At 40.7% G+C, this 15,257-nt stretch carries 13 protein-coding genes; 10 read left to right on the forward strand and 3 right to left on the reverse strand.

What is annotated here, in order from left to right:
* Window positions 1–171: 171 nt before the first annotated feature.
* Together JOD03_RS06465 and JOD03_RS06470 are read right to left on the reverse strand one after the other, a co-directional pair.
* A complete protein-coding gene (locus JOD03_RS06465; protein ID WP_204590026.1) occupies window positions 172–2,598 on the reverse strand; it encodes a DEAD/DEAH box helicase family protein in 2,427 nt (808 codons plus the stop codon).
* On the reverse strand, window positions 2,591–2,917 hold the full coding sequence (locus JOD03_RS06470) for a nucleoside triphosphate pyrophosphohydrolase (protein ID WP_204590027.1): 327 nt from the start codon (window positions 2,915–2,917) through the stop codon (window positions 2,591–2,593). Before JOD03_RS06470 ends, JOD03_RS06465 begins: the two co-directional genes overlap by 8 nt.
* 167 nt (window positions 2,918–3,084) lie before the next feature.
* On the opposite strand from JOD03_RS06470, the gene JOD03_RS06475 reads away from it, so the two are divergent.
* From JOD03_RS06475 to JOD03_RS06485, 3 genes are all read left to right on the forward strand, one after another.
* The gene (locus JOD03_RS06475; RefSeq protein WP_204590028.1) at window positions 3,085–4,776 is read left to right on the forward strand and encodes a DUF262 domain-containing protein; all 1,692 of its coding nucleotides are present in this window, start codon (window positions 3,085–3,087) and stop codon (window positions 4,774–4,776) included.
* A 52-nt stretch (window positions 4,777–4,828) separates the two neighbouring features.
* Complete coding sequence (locus JOD03_RS06480; protein WP_204590029.1) at window positions 4,829–5,317, forward strand: hypothetical protein; 489 nt, start codon at window positions 4,829–4,831, stop codon at window positions 5,315–5,317.
* 575 nt (window positions 5,318–5,892) lie between these two features.
* Window positions 5,893–6,480, forward strand: a complete 588-nt coding sequence (locus JOD03_RS06485) for a hypothetical protein (RefSeq protein ID WP_204590030.1) — start codon at window positions 5,893–5,895, stop codon at window positions 6,478–6,480.
* A gap of 128 nt (window positions 6,481–6,608) precedes the next feature.
* On the opposite strand, the gene JOD03_RS06490 is transcribed toward JOD03_RS06485, so the two are convergent.
* Entirely contained in the window at window positions 6,609–8,513 is a 1,905-nt protein-coding gene (locus JOD03_RS06490) for an endonuclease MutS2 (RefSeq protein ID WP_204590031.1), read from the reverse strand.
* A gap of 479 nt (window positions 8,514–8,992) precedes the next feature.
* On the opposite strand from JOD03_RS06490, the gene JOD03_RS06495 reads away from it, so the two are divergent.
* The 7 genes from JOD03_RS06495 to JOD03_RS06525 all read left to right on the forward strand — a co-directional run bounded on the left by JOD03_RS06495 (window position 8,993) and on the right by JOD03_RS06525 (window position 15,256).
* Window positions 8,993–9,457 (forward strand): SMI1/KNR4 family protein, encoded by a 465-nt coding sequence (locus tag JOD03_RS06495; protein ID WP_204590032.1) that lies wholly within the window; start codon window positions 8,993–8,995, stop codon window positions 9,455–9,457.
* Between the two features lie 51 nt (window positions 9,458–9,508).
* Complete coding sequence (locus tag JOD03_RS06500; RefSeq protein WP_338032442.1) at window positions 9,509–10,012, forward strand: ankyrin repeat domain-containing protein; 504 nt, start codon at window positions 9,509–9,511, stop codon at window positions 10,010–10,012.
* A 48-nt stretch (window positions 10,013–10,060) separates the two neighbouring features.
* Window positions 10,061–10,231 carry a hypothetical protein gene (locus JOD03_RS06505; protein WP_204590034.1) on the forward strand — a complete coding sequence of 57 codons (171 nt, stop codon included), beginning with the start codon at window positions 10,061–10,063 and terminating at the stop codon, window positions 10,229–10,231.
* 316 nt (window positions 10,232–10,547) lie between these two features.
* Entirely contained in the window at window positions 10,548–11,453 is a 906-nt protein-coding gene (locus JOD03_RS06510; RefSeq protein WP_204590084.1) for an ABC transporter ATP-binding protein, read from the forward strand.
* A complete protein-coding gene (locus JOD03_RS06515) occupies window positions 11,446–12,402 on the forward strand; it encodes an ABC transporter permease (protein WP_239584867.1) in 957 nt (318 codons plus the stop codon). The genes JOD03_RS06510 and JOD03_RS06515 overlap by 8 nt, the downstream gene beginning before the upstream one ends.
* Window positions 12,403–12,618: 216 nt before the next feature.
* Window positions 12,619–14,136 (forward strand): TIGR02677 family protein, encoded by a 1,518-nt coding sequence (locus tag JOD03_RS06520; RefSeq protein ID WP_204590036.1) that lies wholly within the window; start codon window positions 12,619–12,621, stop codon window positions 14,134–14,136.
* Complete coding sequence (locus JOD03_RS06525; protein WP_338032443.1) at window positions 14,117–15,256, forward strand: TIGR02678 family protein; 1,140 nt, start codon at window positions 14,117–14,119, stop codon at window positions 15,254–15,256. Before JOD03_RS06520 ends, JOD03_RS06525 begins: the two co-directional genes overlap by 20 nt.
* The last annotated feature ends 1 nt before the right edge of the window (window position 15,257 follow it).

Here is a 15,257-nt window from a genome sequence, read left to right on the forward strand (position 1 = left end):
GTAATCATTTCAAGCCCAAGACCAAAAGCCAAACTTCTTTTAGAAGTTTAGCTTCTTCTTACTAATTAATAGACTCTAGCATCCTCTCAAATAACAAGTATCGTAACTATATTAAATCTTCATTGTTTTTTAAGAATGTATTTAGCGAATAGTAGAAAGGGCATTATTAGTCTAATTTAATCTTTTTGCCTTCCTCTCAAAGTAACAATGCAACCGAAACTCACAAATCTCCTTAGTCCACTGAAATAAAATCGCTTGATCCTCAGCTGCTACATCAAAATCAAACCAGAACTCTTTGTTTTCAAATCTCACTAAGCCATCAACTTTGCCACTCCAAAACTTCATTGGGTTGTCTTCGATATGCTTAGCGACTTTCTGTTGCTCAAACTGTGAAAATTTAATTTGCTGGGCAAGTGTGAAATCGATATCACGTCGGTATTTCTTCCCCCAAAGAAATTCGTAAAAGCATTGGGCTACTTCTTCAGCTAAGATTGGTTTATACCATTCAGATGGGCCTCGCTGCAGCATACAGTGAAGAAGAGTCATTTTATAGCTCTTAGTCATACTAGTCTCTTCTACTTCAACCAACCAAGCTTGGTAGTCTCTCAAGATTCGCTCTTCATGAGTACTTAAATCGCCAGCTTCTTGTATTAAGTTAAAATAGGAACCAAATTCTCTTCTAATTGATAGAGTATCCACAGGTGTTTGCAAATGAAATTCAAGATAGGTTGGACGGCGACCGAGATCCGCTTTCAATTCGTAGTAATGAGATAGTAGGACATCTTTTGGCTTTCGGTATTTCCGAATCATATGTTTTACAAGATCTACTACTTGAGTATCTAAGTGAATCTCACAATCCATCGGTAGCGTATCAGCGATTTTAGTCACTCCAGTGCCAATAGGCTGTTCTGGATTAAATACACGCCATTTCAAATCCGCATTGCGATAGTTCCCTATCAAATCTATGATTACGCAGTGATCTTTCCCATCTGCCAGTCGCAGGCCTCGTCCAATCTGCTGGGTAAATACTGCAAGAGATTCGGTAGGCCGAACAAATAGAAGTGTATCTACCTTTGGGATATCTACCCCTTCATTGAAAAGGTCTACAGTAAAGATAATTTCGAGCTCTCCATCGTTTAACTTTTGTCGCGCACTTTTCCGTACATCTGGGTCCGACTTGGCATCTAGACTAATCGCATGAATTCCTTGTTGTTTGAAGTAGTTTGCTAAAAACTGTGCTTGGCGAACGGAAGAACAGAACCCGATTGTACGCGTCTGCTTTTTTGATTGCCACTCTGAGAAAATCATTTCTGCCATCGACTCACGGAGCTGAACTCGAGCAAGATCTTCCTCCGCATAGCCAGTTCCAACCCAACGTAATTGACTATAATCCGTATCGTCATAAACTCCATAATACTTAAAAGGGGCCAGCCATTGTTTTTGAATGGCATCTAAGAAGTTAATGGTAATAGCGACATTCCCATCACAAATCCCGAATACATCACTATTGTCTAATCGGTGAGGTGTGGCAGTGATGCCTAATAAAAATCTAGGTTTGAAATGATTGATGATGCGCATATAACTTGGGGCTGTCGCGTGGTGGAACTCATCAACAACAATCAAATCAAATTCTTCGGACTGGAACTTAGCTAGATGGTGTTCTTGGCTAAGTGTTGACACCGATGCAAATAAGAAATCTACGTCTATGTCTTTGTGTGTTGCGTTGTAAAGTCCGGACTTCTTCGAATTATGAACATGTTGGAAAGAGTCACGTGCTTGATACAAAATTTCTTCTCTATGTGCGACGAAGAGAACACGTTTGAAACGTTCCGCGAAAAAAGCTGCAAGATACGTCTTGCCTAAACCCGTCGCCATAACGGCAAGAGCCTTATCGTACTCTTCCTCCATTGACTCCTCCAGAGCTTTCAACGCCAATTCCTGTGCTGGACGGGGAGTGACATCTGTTGAATAAATTTCGTTCGTTTCAATCAAGATAGGCTCATAATCTGTCCCGTCTGTTCCAAACATCACTTCAATCTCATCGTGCTTTGCCCAGAGAGAACTGAGTGGCATAGCCTTATTGTTTTCGTTGTACTTAGTTTCATATAAAAGAAGAGTTTCAGAATTCACAGGTAGAGTTTGAGGGTGATAAAACAGACGCATAAACTCAGTTGCAGCTTCTTCAAAGAGTGGTTCTTCAAGTGGTGTTGGCACAAAAAGGCTCCATTCAATTCCGTTTGTCAGCGCAGATTTTGAAAGGTTGGAAGATCCAACGATCAATGTATTCTCTGTAGTATTTCGGAACAAGTACGCTTTTGGGTGAAAGGAGAGTCCATGACTCTGATAAATGCGTACTTCTGCTTCTGGCACTGCGTCAATTAACCGTCGCAAAGCTTCTGGCTGCGTAATGGATAAATAATCGCCTACTAAAAGTTTAATGTCTGCTCCACGCTTTGCGGCATCTACTAAACTAGGAAGTACCAGGTCCACACCGGATTTCATTGCAAATGCAGTAATCCAGTAGACAGTCGTAGCTTGTTCTAATTGCTGTTCCAAATTTGAAACTAGATTTTGTGTGATGAACCGAATCTCAGTCATCATGCACCTCGATCAAATAAATCCCTTTATCAAACCCGCCACGTTTTTCTTTCTTCTTCACGCGTACTTCTTCCAACTGTTCGTATGTTGCATTATGTAGGGGAAGAGCAGCATGAACCAACTCCAGAATATCTGCGAGTTCTTCTAGTGCATCATGGTTGTTTTGAGTTGACTGATACTCCTGCACTTCTTCTGTTAGCTTCGCTTTAATCTCTTCTTCATGACGTTCTTTAGATAGCATCTCCATATCATAAGTCTTACCGTCTTTTTCGATGATTTCTAGGATGCGATCTCGGATAAGCTTGTTGTAGATTGGCATTGTATGTCCTCATTTCATATATGGTTATTGCTTTCATTATACTAGTAGCATCTGTACATATTAAGATAATTCTGTAAATAAATGATGCTGTGTTGTTAGTATTTGGTTATAGTGGAGATATAGTCATATAAAATAGAGATTTAAAGATAAACATGGGGGAATGAAGTATGAGTCGGTTAAATGATGATAGTATTACCATTTTTCAAGCATTGACTAATATTGAAAGTGGAAAGTATGTTATGCCTGCTTTTCAAAGACAATTTGTATGGGGTACTGAACAAATAGAAAAGTTATGGGATTCTATTTTATTAGATTATCCAATAGCTACATTCTTATTTTGGCATGTTGACGATTCTAATGTTTCATGGGACACCTATTTCTGTAATTTCCTATCAAAGGTCACATTTGATAGTAGGAAACAAGCAGATACGATGAATTACGAGTTGACTAGTATTGATGTGAGAACTTCTGATACAGCTGTACTAGATGGACAACAAAGACTCACCTCATTGTTTTTGTCTTTATTCGGTGAATCTACTATTCGGCCAAATTACGCTCGTAGAAGTACTGGAAGTTTGACTTATACAAAACTATTGATTGAACTAGATCAAAATAAAATTGCTGTAGATGAGGAAGAATATAATAGCAAGAAATTTGATATTCGTTTTAGTGAAAAAGTAGGTCGTCTAAGCCCTACTCAATTTGAAATACGTACAATTTTACAAAGTCGTTTTCAAAATAATGAGACTAGAGAGCAGGCAATAGAAGATGAGATTTCAAATGTACCTTCCAATAGCAAAGAATATGCACGAAACATTTTAAACAAGTTATATCACAAAATATATACTGAAAAACTTATTCGTTATACAGAAATTAGAGATATGAAACAAGATGATGCTCTTGAAATGTTTGTCAGATTTAATAGTGGGGGAAAGGCTCTTAAAAAATCTGAGATTACAATGTCAATCTTAGAGGCGTACTGGCCAAGTGCAAAGTCGGAGTTTGGAAAAATACTTGTAGGAGCATATACAGGATTTGGTTCTGATTTTATTATACGTGCTGCACTAATGCTTTATGGCGATGTTGTAAAATCAAATATTAATAAAAAAATCGCAGAAGATTTGAAGAATGATTGGACGGGCTTTAAAATGGCTCTATTAAATTTAGAAGAGTTATTGAAAGAAATGAAAATAGATGTAAGTCGCTTTGCTTCTAGTTGGAACGTTTTACTGCCAATTGTTTATTATATATACTACTCTCCTGATTATAAGAAAAATACAGCTAGTATTAGAGCGTACTTAATAAGAGCAATTTTCTTTACATACTTTCAATCTGGCACAACAGGTAAGCTTCAACAGATGAAAAGTAATATTAATAATTATGATTATGAAATTACAATTGAGATGTTGGACCAAATTAATGATCTTCGAGTAACGGAAGGTAAGATTGAAGATATTTTGAACTCGGAAAAAGGTAGTAGAGTAGCAGGAGAAGTACTTTATTATTTAGGATTAGACTGGACGAATCGCAACTTTAAATATGAGCAAGATCATCTTCACCCTGACACGCGTTTCAGTGATAGTAAACCAGTTTCAGTTCAAATGGATGATTGGCGCAGGTGGCGAGGGATGAGAAATCGACTACCAAATCTACATCTACTTGAAGGCAGAAGCAATGGCAGTAAGAATGCAATGCGTTTAGTTGATTACTATAATGACATGAACCAAGATCAAAAAGAAGATTTCATTAAACAAGCTATGATTAATCCTAATTCATCGCTTGAATTTGAAAACTTTGAGGAGTTTTATGAGGCGAGAAAAGAGATATTGAAGGGGAAAATTAAAGGATTACTGATTTAAAAGGGGACAAAGTTAAGGGCGAAGTGGTGAATGATAAGAGCAGGGGATGACTATGAAACGTTGTAAAGTTTGCCGCAAAAAACCTACTATCGAGCGACGTGTGAATAGCGAAGGGGTATTGTTTTGTTCAACGGATTGCTATGAGGAATGGGAACATCCTGCAGATGATTGTGATCATCCCTATGTGAATGACTATGAAATGATTCGGTTGGATTATATAAAGTGGGCAAAAAATTACATTGTGCGCTTATATGAAGGGTTCATATATGGGTACCCGAGTCCGCGTTATTTACTCGAAGAGTTAGACGAAGTGGTGGAGGCGTATTATCAATATAGGTTACTGGAAGGGCGAGATGGTATTTATTCTGAAGAGATTCATACGTATCTTCTCAAGTTTGGAGAACTTCGAGCAGCAATTCAGTCTTGGAAGGTTGAAGACCATCAGAATAAGAGATTATTCAAAGCTATGGAGCGAGAGCGAAATGCGAGATGGACAAAGGCAAAAGAAGAACTAGAAGCTCGTTGGTTAGAAGAAGCCTGATTGGTTTTCCCCACTCAACCCACATACCTGTGTCAGCCACAATTCTCCCACACTTTCTAACCAGCCACAATTCTTCGGCAAAGCCTCGAATGGTGTCTGCACGAAAGCAGAATGGTGTCCAATACAGGTACATTCTATCTTTCTTTCGAGCGGATCTTCTTGCTACTAGATGGTATGCGTCTTAAAGAAAAGCGGTCAGTAGTCTCTCCCAAACCCCCGCCGCTCCGCAACTCCACACACAACCGACAAACCTTGATTGTCTGATTGGCTTCGTTCCGATACGTTCGCATGTCACGCGACTTCTTTTTACAGAAGTAACAAGCATTCTTGGGGATGACCGTGCCAGAAGGTGTTTTTTGTGTAGTGAATAAACCCGTTAGTTTTTGAAATAGGCTCATGTTAGTTGTTTCCTTCTTTCCCTACGCACTTGGCATTATTTGCAATACTATCATAAACAAGTGCTTTCACAGGTGAGCCGAGATTAAAAGAACTAGGTGGGATCTAGATTCTTTCTATATAGGAGAGAGAGCGGTATAGTGAAAAGAGAAACTCGTTACTGTTTGGAGGACAAGACATTGCCCAAAATCCCATTAGAAATCGTAAAAGACCTTGGTATCAAGGGGATGGAATTCGCCAGGAAAAATCCAGATAAATTAAAAGCGGCAGCCGCTATGGTGCCATCACTGGTCGGGATATTGTCTGACCTGAATGATAAAAAGAATGAATGGCATTTGAACAAATTGAAGAAGAAAAGTGAGCTCGGGAAGATGGAGTATCGGGAGACCCGCTATATGCGCTATCAAGATCAGATTTTGCCGAACTTGGAATCGTATAATTACGCGAAGCTCGATGAATGCATCTCCGAAGTGGAGAGCTTTTTGATGCAATTGAAGAGTGAGATGACGGTAATCAAGCGGCCCAAGCTGATGCCGCGCGTAACCAAATGGCAGGCTGTGAAAACGCAGCTGGAGGATTACCGAGATCTGCGTTTCTATAGTGAACTTGTGCGTGTGAATGATGATGCGGACTATGACAGTGCGTTTTTAACTAAAAGTGTGCAAACGTATTTTAGAGAGCTTCCGACGATTGAAGACCGCCGTGCATTTGTTTTGCAGGTTACCGAAAAAGACGAACAGAAAGTGGCGTTGGATTTTTTGAAGTAGCATGTTGTTGGTATATTTGAAATAAGATGGCGCTCCAAGTTAGGGCTTGTTAACATACACTACCTCATACAAAAGGGAGTTTCTCAACTAACGAGAAACTCCCTTTTTGATTTTGTCCCAGCTTCGCCTTAATCAGAAGAGGGGTTGCGCATCTCTTTTTGAAGTTGGCGCAAGGCTTTCTTTGAGCCACGCGTGATGTCATGTTCCCGCTTCCTCGTTTTGTAGTCAACGAACAATGCGTCGATGTCATAGCCTTCTGGATACAAGTCTTTGGCTGGGATGTCGAGTGAAACACGACGGGCATGAACCGTCAAAAACTCATCCTCGTAAAAGACAGTCAGATTGCCGTAAGAATCGGGTCCTTCATAAATCAGAGCGGTCTCTTGCCGATCTGTTAGTATCACACGGTCTCCTCGTTCAAACGGATACAGTTCAGTAGGAGCTTGAACAGGCGCTGCTGGTTTTTTGATTCGGTCCGTATGAACACGTTCAAATGTATAGGATTTGCTATCGATGTAGGCTTTCGCCCGCACCACGACATGCTCGGGAATGTTCATTTTTCGTGAGATCCAGAGGGCGTTGCTATCACCGGAAGTCCCAATCAGCAGTTTGTATTGCGGTTCGAGTGTGTCTGGGTTGAACTGCATGGCCGCGTTCATAAAATCACTATGCTGTTCGGAAAACCGTTTGATTTCGCCATAGTGTGTAGTCGCCACCGTGATACAGCCCTTCAGATAGAATTCCTCAAGGATAGAAATGGCGAGCGCTGCGCCTTCGTTCGGCTCAGTTCCGCTGCCAATCTCATCGAACAGCAAAAGAGTGTTGTTCTTAGAGCGTGCTAGAATCTCTGACAAATGCTTCATATGCGATGAAAAGGTGCTGAGCGCATTCTCTAGGCTTTGATTGTCACCAATGTCCGCAAAGATCTGGTCGAAGACGGCGATTTCTGTCCCGGGTTTGGCATGAATGTGGAACCCGGACATAGTGGCCAGAGTCAACAGACCAATCGTTTTCAGTACCAAGGTCTTTCCGCCAGCATTGGGTCCTGTAATGACCAAGCTACGGTAAGTATCTCCCACTTCAAAATTCAGTGGAACGGCATCTGAAGGTAACAACGGATGGGTGGCTTCAACAAGTCGAATGTATCCATGCTCGTTCAATGATGGTGCGCTCCCACTAATCTGTTTGCTGTATTTGGCTTTGGCGAACACCATGTCATAATGACTGACTAGTTCTAGGTTAATCTGAAGCGGGTGCAGCTGTTCAAGTGCCATTCCCGTCAACGTCGCAAGAATCTGGTATTCCTCAATCGCCTCTTCCGTTTTCAAGACAGTCAGTTGTTCGTTCAGCTTGGCGATGGTTTGTGGCTCAATAAAGACAGTGGCCCCTTTTGCTGAAACTTCTATGACAGAACCGGGTACTTGGTTTTTATAAGACGCTTTGATTGGAATAGTGAAACGGTCGTCTTTTTTAGTGATAAAGAATTCTTGGATGTAGGTCTTGTTACCAGCAGAGTTCAAGAACTTGTTTAAGCGACCTTTGATTTTTTCTTCCGTTGCCTCGATGGCCTGTCGGATGCGGCGTAGTTCTCGACTTGCCCGAGAATCGACACGTGACCCCGTGATCGCCTGATTAATTTCTTCTTCGAGTCCTTTGAGCTCGGTCATCGAGCCGGCATAGGAGGCGAGTAGAGGTGCCAAGAACGTGTGTCCTTCCATAAACTGCTTTAATCGACGGCAACCTCTTAGGAAGTCCGAAAGAGCAAGCAGTTCCGTTGTATGCAGAATCTGTCCCTTCTCCAAACTCTTAATCGTAGCCTCGATATTTGTGATGCCAGTAAAGGGGATATGTCCTTCTGCATCGAGCAAGGTACGGCCTTCTGTCGTCTCATTCAATCGCGTCTGAACAATTTGAAGATTAGTGCTAGGTTCCAATTTTTCAAGAAGGTGTTTTCCAAGACCGCTCACACAATGAGCCTGTACCTGGTTCTTCAATTCGTTATATTGTAGTTTTTCAAGGGTAATAAAATCCATGGGATGATTCCTCCGTTTCTTGTTCGGAAGACACCCGATCCGGATTCGCCGGTACGTATAAGAAAGACCATAGAAAAAAGCTGCGGATGTTCCCGCAGCTTCTAGGCACAGACAGGTATGCAAAATAAACCGCAGGGCACCTTGTCCAAATACGTGCTTTGTGAAGCCATCAGGTATCTTCTCCAGGGAAATATATGCAGTCCATAGCAAACAAACCTTTCAAACAGAGCTGTTTGGATGGGATGCACCGTTACTTCATTTCCTGAGTTAAAACCTGTTAGACACTCACAAAGACACCTCGATTCTTAAATGTTGAATGAAGTATACCAAATTTTTTCCGAATTGAAAAGTCGAGTTGTTGCGAGAGAAGGGGTCAAGACAATTTGAAGATGTGGTTGTCCTACTATTAATTGACAATAAGAAGTATAATTAATCATAAATAAAATAATTGATCATTCTCTGTAAGGGAGGACATTACAATGAGCGAGAAAGACTATAAGAAAGCAAAAAAATTAATCTTAAAAAATGAAGATGAGGCTGATTTTGAGGGTGGTCAACCAGATGAGCTTATTCGTAAGGCTGAAAAACTTCTGAATCTAAAGTTTTCAGGCTCTTATTTAGATTTTTTGCAGACATTTGGTGCGGGAAGTTTTGGTTCAGAGGAGATATTTGGAGTACTTGGAGAGGACTTTGAGAATTCTTCAATTCCAGACGCAGTATGGTATACCTTATCGCTTCGCAAGCAAGTAAATCTACCAGAGTCGTATCTAGTGATTTACGAGCTAGGGGATGGAGAAGTCTATTGTTTAGATTTTCAGGACCTCAATGAATTTAATGAACCAAAGGTGGTTTCTATAGAATTAGGTGAAAATGAGTTTGAGCCAGAGTGGATTGCTGATGGTTTTGGAGAATTTCTTTTAGAGCTAGTTAAGGAAGAACTATAGATTTCAATGAGAAGAAACGAGCAGGTGAAAACTGTGATAAGAGATTATTGGGTGACAATTAGGTTTGGTTCTTTAGAAGACTTTCAAGAGAAATTGCGAGCAGATAAGAAAACTGTCAGTGAGGTAATGAATCTTGTGGATGACCGGGGGATTAGTTTGCTACAACAGTCTTTGATTAGTAGAAAATTTGAGATTGCAGATGTGCTAGTAGATCAAGGGGCTCTAGTCAATAACGTTTCAAAAGATGGGTGTAATGAACTGCATTACATAGCAGCGCACTTTGAGGATAGACATGCGGTACAACTAGCCCATAGACTGATCGAGCTAAATGTCGACTTAGATTTACAAGATAAAAAATATGGGAATTCAGCATTTTTTACTATGTGTTATGAGGCCTTTAAAGTACGTTCTAATGAAACAAATGAATTACTTCTCTCTTGTCTAGAGTTAGGTCCAGATGTGGAAATAATAAATAGTGCTGGATATTCAGTGAAGCGGTTCATCGAAGAGAATGGGGACGAAGACTTGAAAAATGCTTTAGTTAGTAGTAGATAGCCATGGGATTTTTTGAAGTCAAATGCTGAAAAAGGGAGATTTTTCATTTTGAATCCACATTATCTAGCAAGCTTGAAATTATTGTTACTAGTAGTAACGATTCTTGGAATTGCAAAGTTTTGGTTAGACTTACCACTTGGTTTTGGAATCGTGATATTTCTAGGAACTGTGGCGTATACAATTTATAAAGATGTTCAAGCTGCGAGAAGCTTGCAGTAATAAAACTAATTAGTAAAGCCGTTCTTCGTTAACTAGAAGAGCGGCTTTTTGAATGCTTAACTTGTGTATAACTTTTCAAGCCATACTTCCTTCTAATTCTGTGGATAAGCAAACTTGAGAATTTCTATGCACATGTGGATAAGTGAATCTGAGTGCCATGTTGCTTTTAGTATACCGATAGATTTAAGGAAATCAGACCACTTTCTGAACATTTCCCAAAAAACTGTTCAAAACTTGAAACAAATTTCCAATTCATACGTACCTAAGGAGGGAGTACATATAAAGGAGTGAGGTCGTGAACGAACAAACAGTAGTGATGGACATCGTGAATCTGAAAAAGACCATTGGTAAAAAGGAAATCATCAAAGGTCTAAACTTCCAAATTCGTAGCGGTGAAGTTTTTGGATTCTTGGGGCCAAATGGTGCCGGGAAAACAACGACGATTCGAATGATGGTAGGCTTGATTGGCATTACAGAAGGCGACGTAGTGATTGAAGGAAAGAGTATCCGCAAAGATTTTAAAGGGGCCGTGCGTCATGTTGGGGCGATTGTAGAGAACCCAGAGATGTATCCGTTCTTAAGTGGATGGAAAAACCTGAAGCAGTATGCCCGCATGATGGAAGGTATTACAGAAGAGCGTATCCAAGAAGTAGTCGCGCTTGTTGGGTTAGAGAAGGCGATTCATGAAAAGGCTGGACGTTATTCCCTTGGGATGCGTCAGCGACTTGGAATTGCTCAAGCGTTATTACATAATCCGTCGATTCTGATTTTGGATGAGCCGACGAACGGGTTGGATCCTTCCGGTATCCGAGAAATCCGCCTTTACTTACGAAAACTTGCGCAAGAAGCGAACGTGGCCGTCATCGTGTCGAGTCACATGCTGAGTGAGATCGAATTGATGTGTGACCGGATTGGGATCATCAAAAACGGGGAGCTTGTAGCGATTGAAATGGTGCAGACAAAAGCAACCGAAGCGACAGGCTTGATTGTCCAGTTGGAAGTGGAACCTGTCCAAGGTGCGCTTCAAATAGTCAAAGGACACGTGGCAGGAGAAGTAGTGGCTGAAGGCAATACACTGACGTTCTCCACAACACGGGAGACGATTCCCGTACTGGTGAAGGCACTGGCGGCGAAAGATGTTGCGGTGTATAGCGTAGAGCAGAAACAAGCATCCCTCGAAGACAAGTTCTTCGATTTGATTGGAGAGAATGTCATTGGGTAACTTTTTCAAGCTCGTCTGGAACGAGCAAGTAAAGATTTTTGGACGCAAATCGGCGTGGGTAATGGTGGGATTAGTTTTCTTGCTAGTGGTCGGAAGCGGTATTTTGACAAATTCATTTTTAGATGAATGGGATAAAAAAGAGTATTCGAGTGACTGGCGTACAGAACTAACTGAAGAAAACGCAGCACTGGAAGCAGAGATTGCAGAGGCGGGAGACTTTGGCGGCTTCACACAACAGATGCGCATTGAACAGAACAATGTAGCACTCGCAGAAGACATCCAACCCAAGCCATATGATGCGTGGGCGTTCACATATGACAATACGTTTATGATGATGATTGTCAGCCTATTTGCGATTGTGACGGCAGCTGGAATTGTCTCGAACGAGTTCAAATGGGGCACAATCAAGCTGTTGTTAATTCGTCCAATTCAGCGTTCAAAGATTTTGCTTGCGAAATATGTATCTGTGTTTATTTTTACAGGAATTTTACTTGTGACATTGTTTGTCAGCTCAGTACTTGTCGGTGCAGTGCTGTTTGGAATCAATGATATCACGCAAACTTCTGTCATTCCAACGATGTCAGGTGAGTATCTGGTCATGAACTACATGACGGCGATCTGGCAGGAATACGGATTCAGTATGGTGTCGCTTGTGATGATGACGACACTTGCGTTTATGATTTCAACGCTCTTCCGCAGTAGTGGAATGGCCATTGGGATTTCGTTGTTCTTGTTGTTGTCGAATGGCGCTTTGATGTTGTTCTTGTCTCGCTTTGACTGGGCGAAGTTCGTATTGTTCGCGAATACAGATCTTGGTCAATACGCAGATGGTGGCACACCACTCATTGATGGGATGACGCTTGGTTTTTCAGTAACAATGCTTGTGATTTACCTTGTCGTGTTCCTTGCTGCTTCGTTTGTGACGTTTACGAAGCGGGACGTGGCGTAGAGATAGTTTTATAAGTTTTTGACCCCTGGGGTTGTATCAAAAGTCAAGTAAACTCCCATTGATACATGGATAGGACGATGTTTCTGGTTCAGATGGCAACCCCTGGGGTCAAAAAAATAGAATGAGACGCCTTTTTAATTATGGTGTTTTTTCTAAAAGAATTAGTATCAAAAGTTTGTGAGACTATTAGTACTACAAACTAGATTGGAGAAATCAATGTTACCTCCTATGAAAAAGCTTATTGAAGCTAGTTATTTGACCGCTGATAATGCCGCAGAATATCGAACGATTCTGCGCTATTTTTATATTCAACATGAGCGAATGCGTGATTTTATTGCTACTGAAGAAGTATTAGAGTATTTTCGGTCTATTCCTCACTACGCATATTATGAAGAAGAGCAATTAATGTCTCAATTAGCTCAACTTGTGAAATGGGGAAATTTAAGCGCACGCCAGGACATGACGAATGCCAAGACTATTGAAGAGTATAAAAAGAAACGATTCCGATATCAGCCCACGCCTTACACTATTGAAATAGAGCGTATGGTTGCTACTCTTGAAAAGAAAAGTGGGGAAACATTCGGAGGATCTTTAGAAAAGTCTTTATTTGATCGTTTACTTGAAGGGGTTCAACAACTTCATCATGTGCTGGAAAAGCAGGATTTTCAATCGACGGAATCCAGTATGATTTTATGGGGAGATATTCTTCAATATTTCCAAAAAGTTCGAAGCAATACAGCTGATTATATTGCTTATATTAATAGTGAACAAACGGATCAACGTATGCAAAGTGAAGCATTCTTAGTATATAAAAATCAATTTACGGTCTATTTGCGTGATTTTATTGTTTCCTTGCAGAAGACTTCTTTACAAATAGCAGATTATTTATTAGAAATGAATCATCAACGGATTGCCCCATTTTTTGATGAGTTGGTCCTTCATCAAAAGCAGGTTCCAAGGTTAGAGGCGCTAGCGCACAACCAAGAAACGGAGTGGCATCAAGAGTATCACGATACATGGTCCGTAGTGAGAGCATGGTTTATAGGGGCAGAATCTCAAAAAAGTGAGCTGGAGATGTTACAGATTCAAACAAATGAAATGATTAGAAGAATCACGCGCTCTGTTCAGCGTATGACGGAGCGACATCACAGCCAACATAGCCGGAAGAAAGATTATTCGCATTTGGCGCACATGTTCTATGAAGTGGGGACACTTAATGAGGCCCATAAGTTATCTGCCGTTGTATTCGGTGCCATGACTATTAGACATATCAAGATGGAAGAAGCGACAACAGAGAATATTTATGTTGATATTTGGGATGAAGAGCCACTCATTTTGCCAATCCGCCCTCGTATCCGAGAGTATCGTGAAAAGACACGTCCTAATGCTATGATAGTGAACCAAGAAAAGAAGAAAGCGCTGATGGAGGAACACCTGGCAGAGCAAGAGATGGAGCATGTGCTAATTACACGTTTATTTAAAGAACATCAGTTACGACTTTCTGAACTGGATTTAGTAGAACCCTTTATAAGAAAAGTTTGCTTAAACTGGATTGCAAAAGCGGTAACGAATGAGGAAAGACTTGTCAAAACAGATTATGGCTTTACACTTCATATGCAAATAGAAGAAAAAGAGTGGATTGAATTAAGTTCTGAGGACGGAACATTGAGGATGCCAAATGTCATTTTTGAGAAAAGAGGTGAGCGAGTTGGAAGTGAAAGTGGAATTCGATGAGCAGGCAAAGGAAGCACTTGAACTGTTACTACATCATTTTTGGATTTTGCGCACTACAAATCCAGATGCCTACCGTCGAATCCGAGAACGTGAAAAGGTGGTTCGACGCTATTTAGATGATAAATTTGGTCTACTCCTGATTGTGCATCAACATTTCATTAAACTAGAAAAGATTCCGGTCGAGCCAGAACCTTGGATGGGAATGAGTGAGTTTCAAGAAACTCGTGATTATACCCTGTTCTGTTCAGCAATGGCATTTCTCGAAGGAAAAACGGTTGGAGAGCAGTTTTTACTATCCGAGTTAACGGAAGAAATCCAACATAACTCTATCGGTGAAGACTCCATAGACTGGACCATTTATACCCATCGAAAATCACTAATCCGTGCACTGAAAGCAATGACCACTCTAAAAATACTTGTGACTGTAGATGGAGCGCTTCATCAATTCGATACGGATCAACAACAGGAAGTTCTGTATGAGACGACGGTCTATAGTAAATATTTTATTCGCTCTTTTCCTGAAGACTTGACATCATTTTCTAACTGGAAGGATGTATTGGCTTCCGAGTGGGGTACTCAACAAGAAGATGAAAGACGAAAACGCGTTTATCGGAAATTATTTTTTTCACCAAACTTACAAAGGATAGCGTTAGATGATCCAGATTTTGCTTATATCCGAACATTCCGCAACCACTTGCAAGAAGATATAGAAGCGCACAGTCACTATCAATTGCGAGTGTTTAAAAATACTGCTCTTTTGACTGCTGCTGATCCAGACTATAGGTATGACTATTTTCCTGATGCAAAGGCTGTCACAGATATTGTATTACAAGTTTCTATGTATTTGGCAAAAAACCGCTCAGACTTTACGCCATTAGAGACAGGAGAGCTACTTTTAACTATGGGTGATTTTGAAAGGCTGCTTGCTGATTTGAAAGTGCACCAAGGGTTTGGTTGGTCCAAAGAGTATCGCGAGACTTCTCTTGAAGGATTACGAAAAGAAATGATTTATACGATGGAAAGTTGGATGATGGCTAAGCAAACGGAACCAGCTCTTATCTATTTGCAGCCATTACTAGGACTATTAGCAGGAAGTTATCCAAAAGAATTTATCGAGTAGG

The sequence above is a fragment of the Chryseomicrobium aureum genome (assembly GCF_016909155.1).
GTDB classification, from domain to species: domain Bacteria; phylum Bacillota; class Bacilli; order Bacillales_A; family Planococcaceae; genus Chryseomicrobium; species Chryseomicrobium aureum.

Excerpts from the sequence above, each read along its gene's own strand:
- JOD03_RS06480 (WP_204590029.1), top strand. The coding sequence starts at position 4,829 with ATGAAACGTTGTAAAGTTTGCCGCAAAAAACCTACTATCGAGCGACGT.
- JOD03_RS06510 (WP_204590084.1), top strand. The coding sequence starts at position 10,548 with ATGGACATCGTGAATCTGAAAAAGACCATTGGTAAAAAGGAAATCATC.
- JOD03_RS06470 (WP_204590027.1), bottom strand. The coding sequence starts at position 2,917 with ATGCCAATCTACAACAAGCTTATCCGAGATCGCATCCTAGAAATCATC.
- JOD03_RS06490 (WP_204590031.1), bottom strand. The coding sequence starts at position 8,513 with ATGGATTTTATTACCCTTGAAAAACTACAATATAACGAATTGAAGAAC.
- JOD03_RS06475 (WP_204590028.1), top strand. The coding sequence starts at position 3,085 with ATGAGTCGGTTAAATGATGATAGTATTACCATTTTTCAAGCATTGACT.
- JOD03_RS06495 (WP_204590032.1), top strand. The coding sequence starts at position 8,993 with ATGAGCGAGAAAGACTATAAGAAAGCAAAAAAATTAATCTTAAAAAAT.
- JOD03_RS06465 (WP_204590026.1), bottom strand. The coding sequence starts at position 2,598 with ATGACTGAGATTCGGTTCATCACACAAAATCTAGTTTCAAATTTGGAA.
- JOD03_RS06520 (WP_204590036.1), top strand. The coding sequence starts at position 12,619 with ATGTTACCTCCTATGAAAAAGCTTATTGAAGCTAGTTATTTGACCGCT.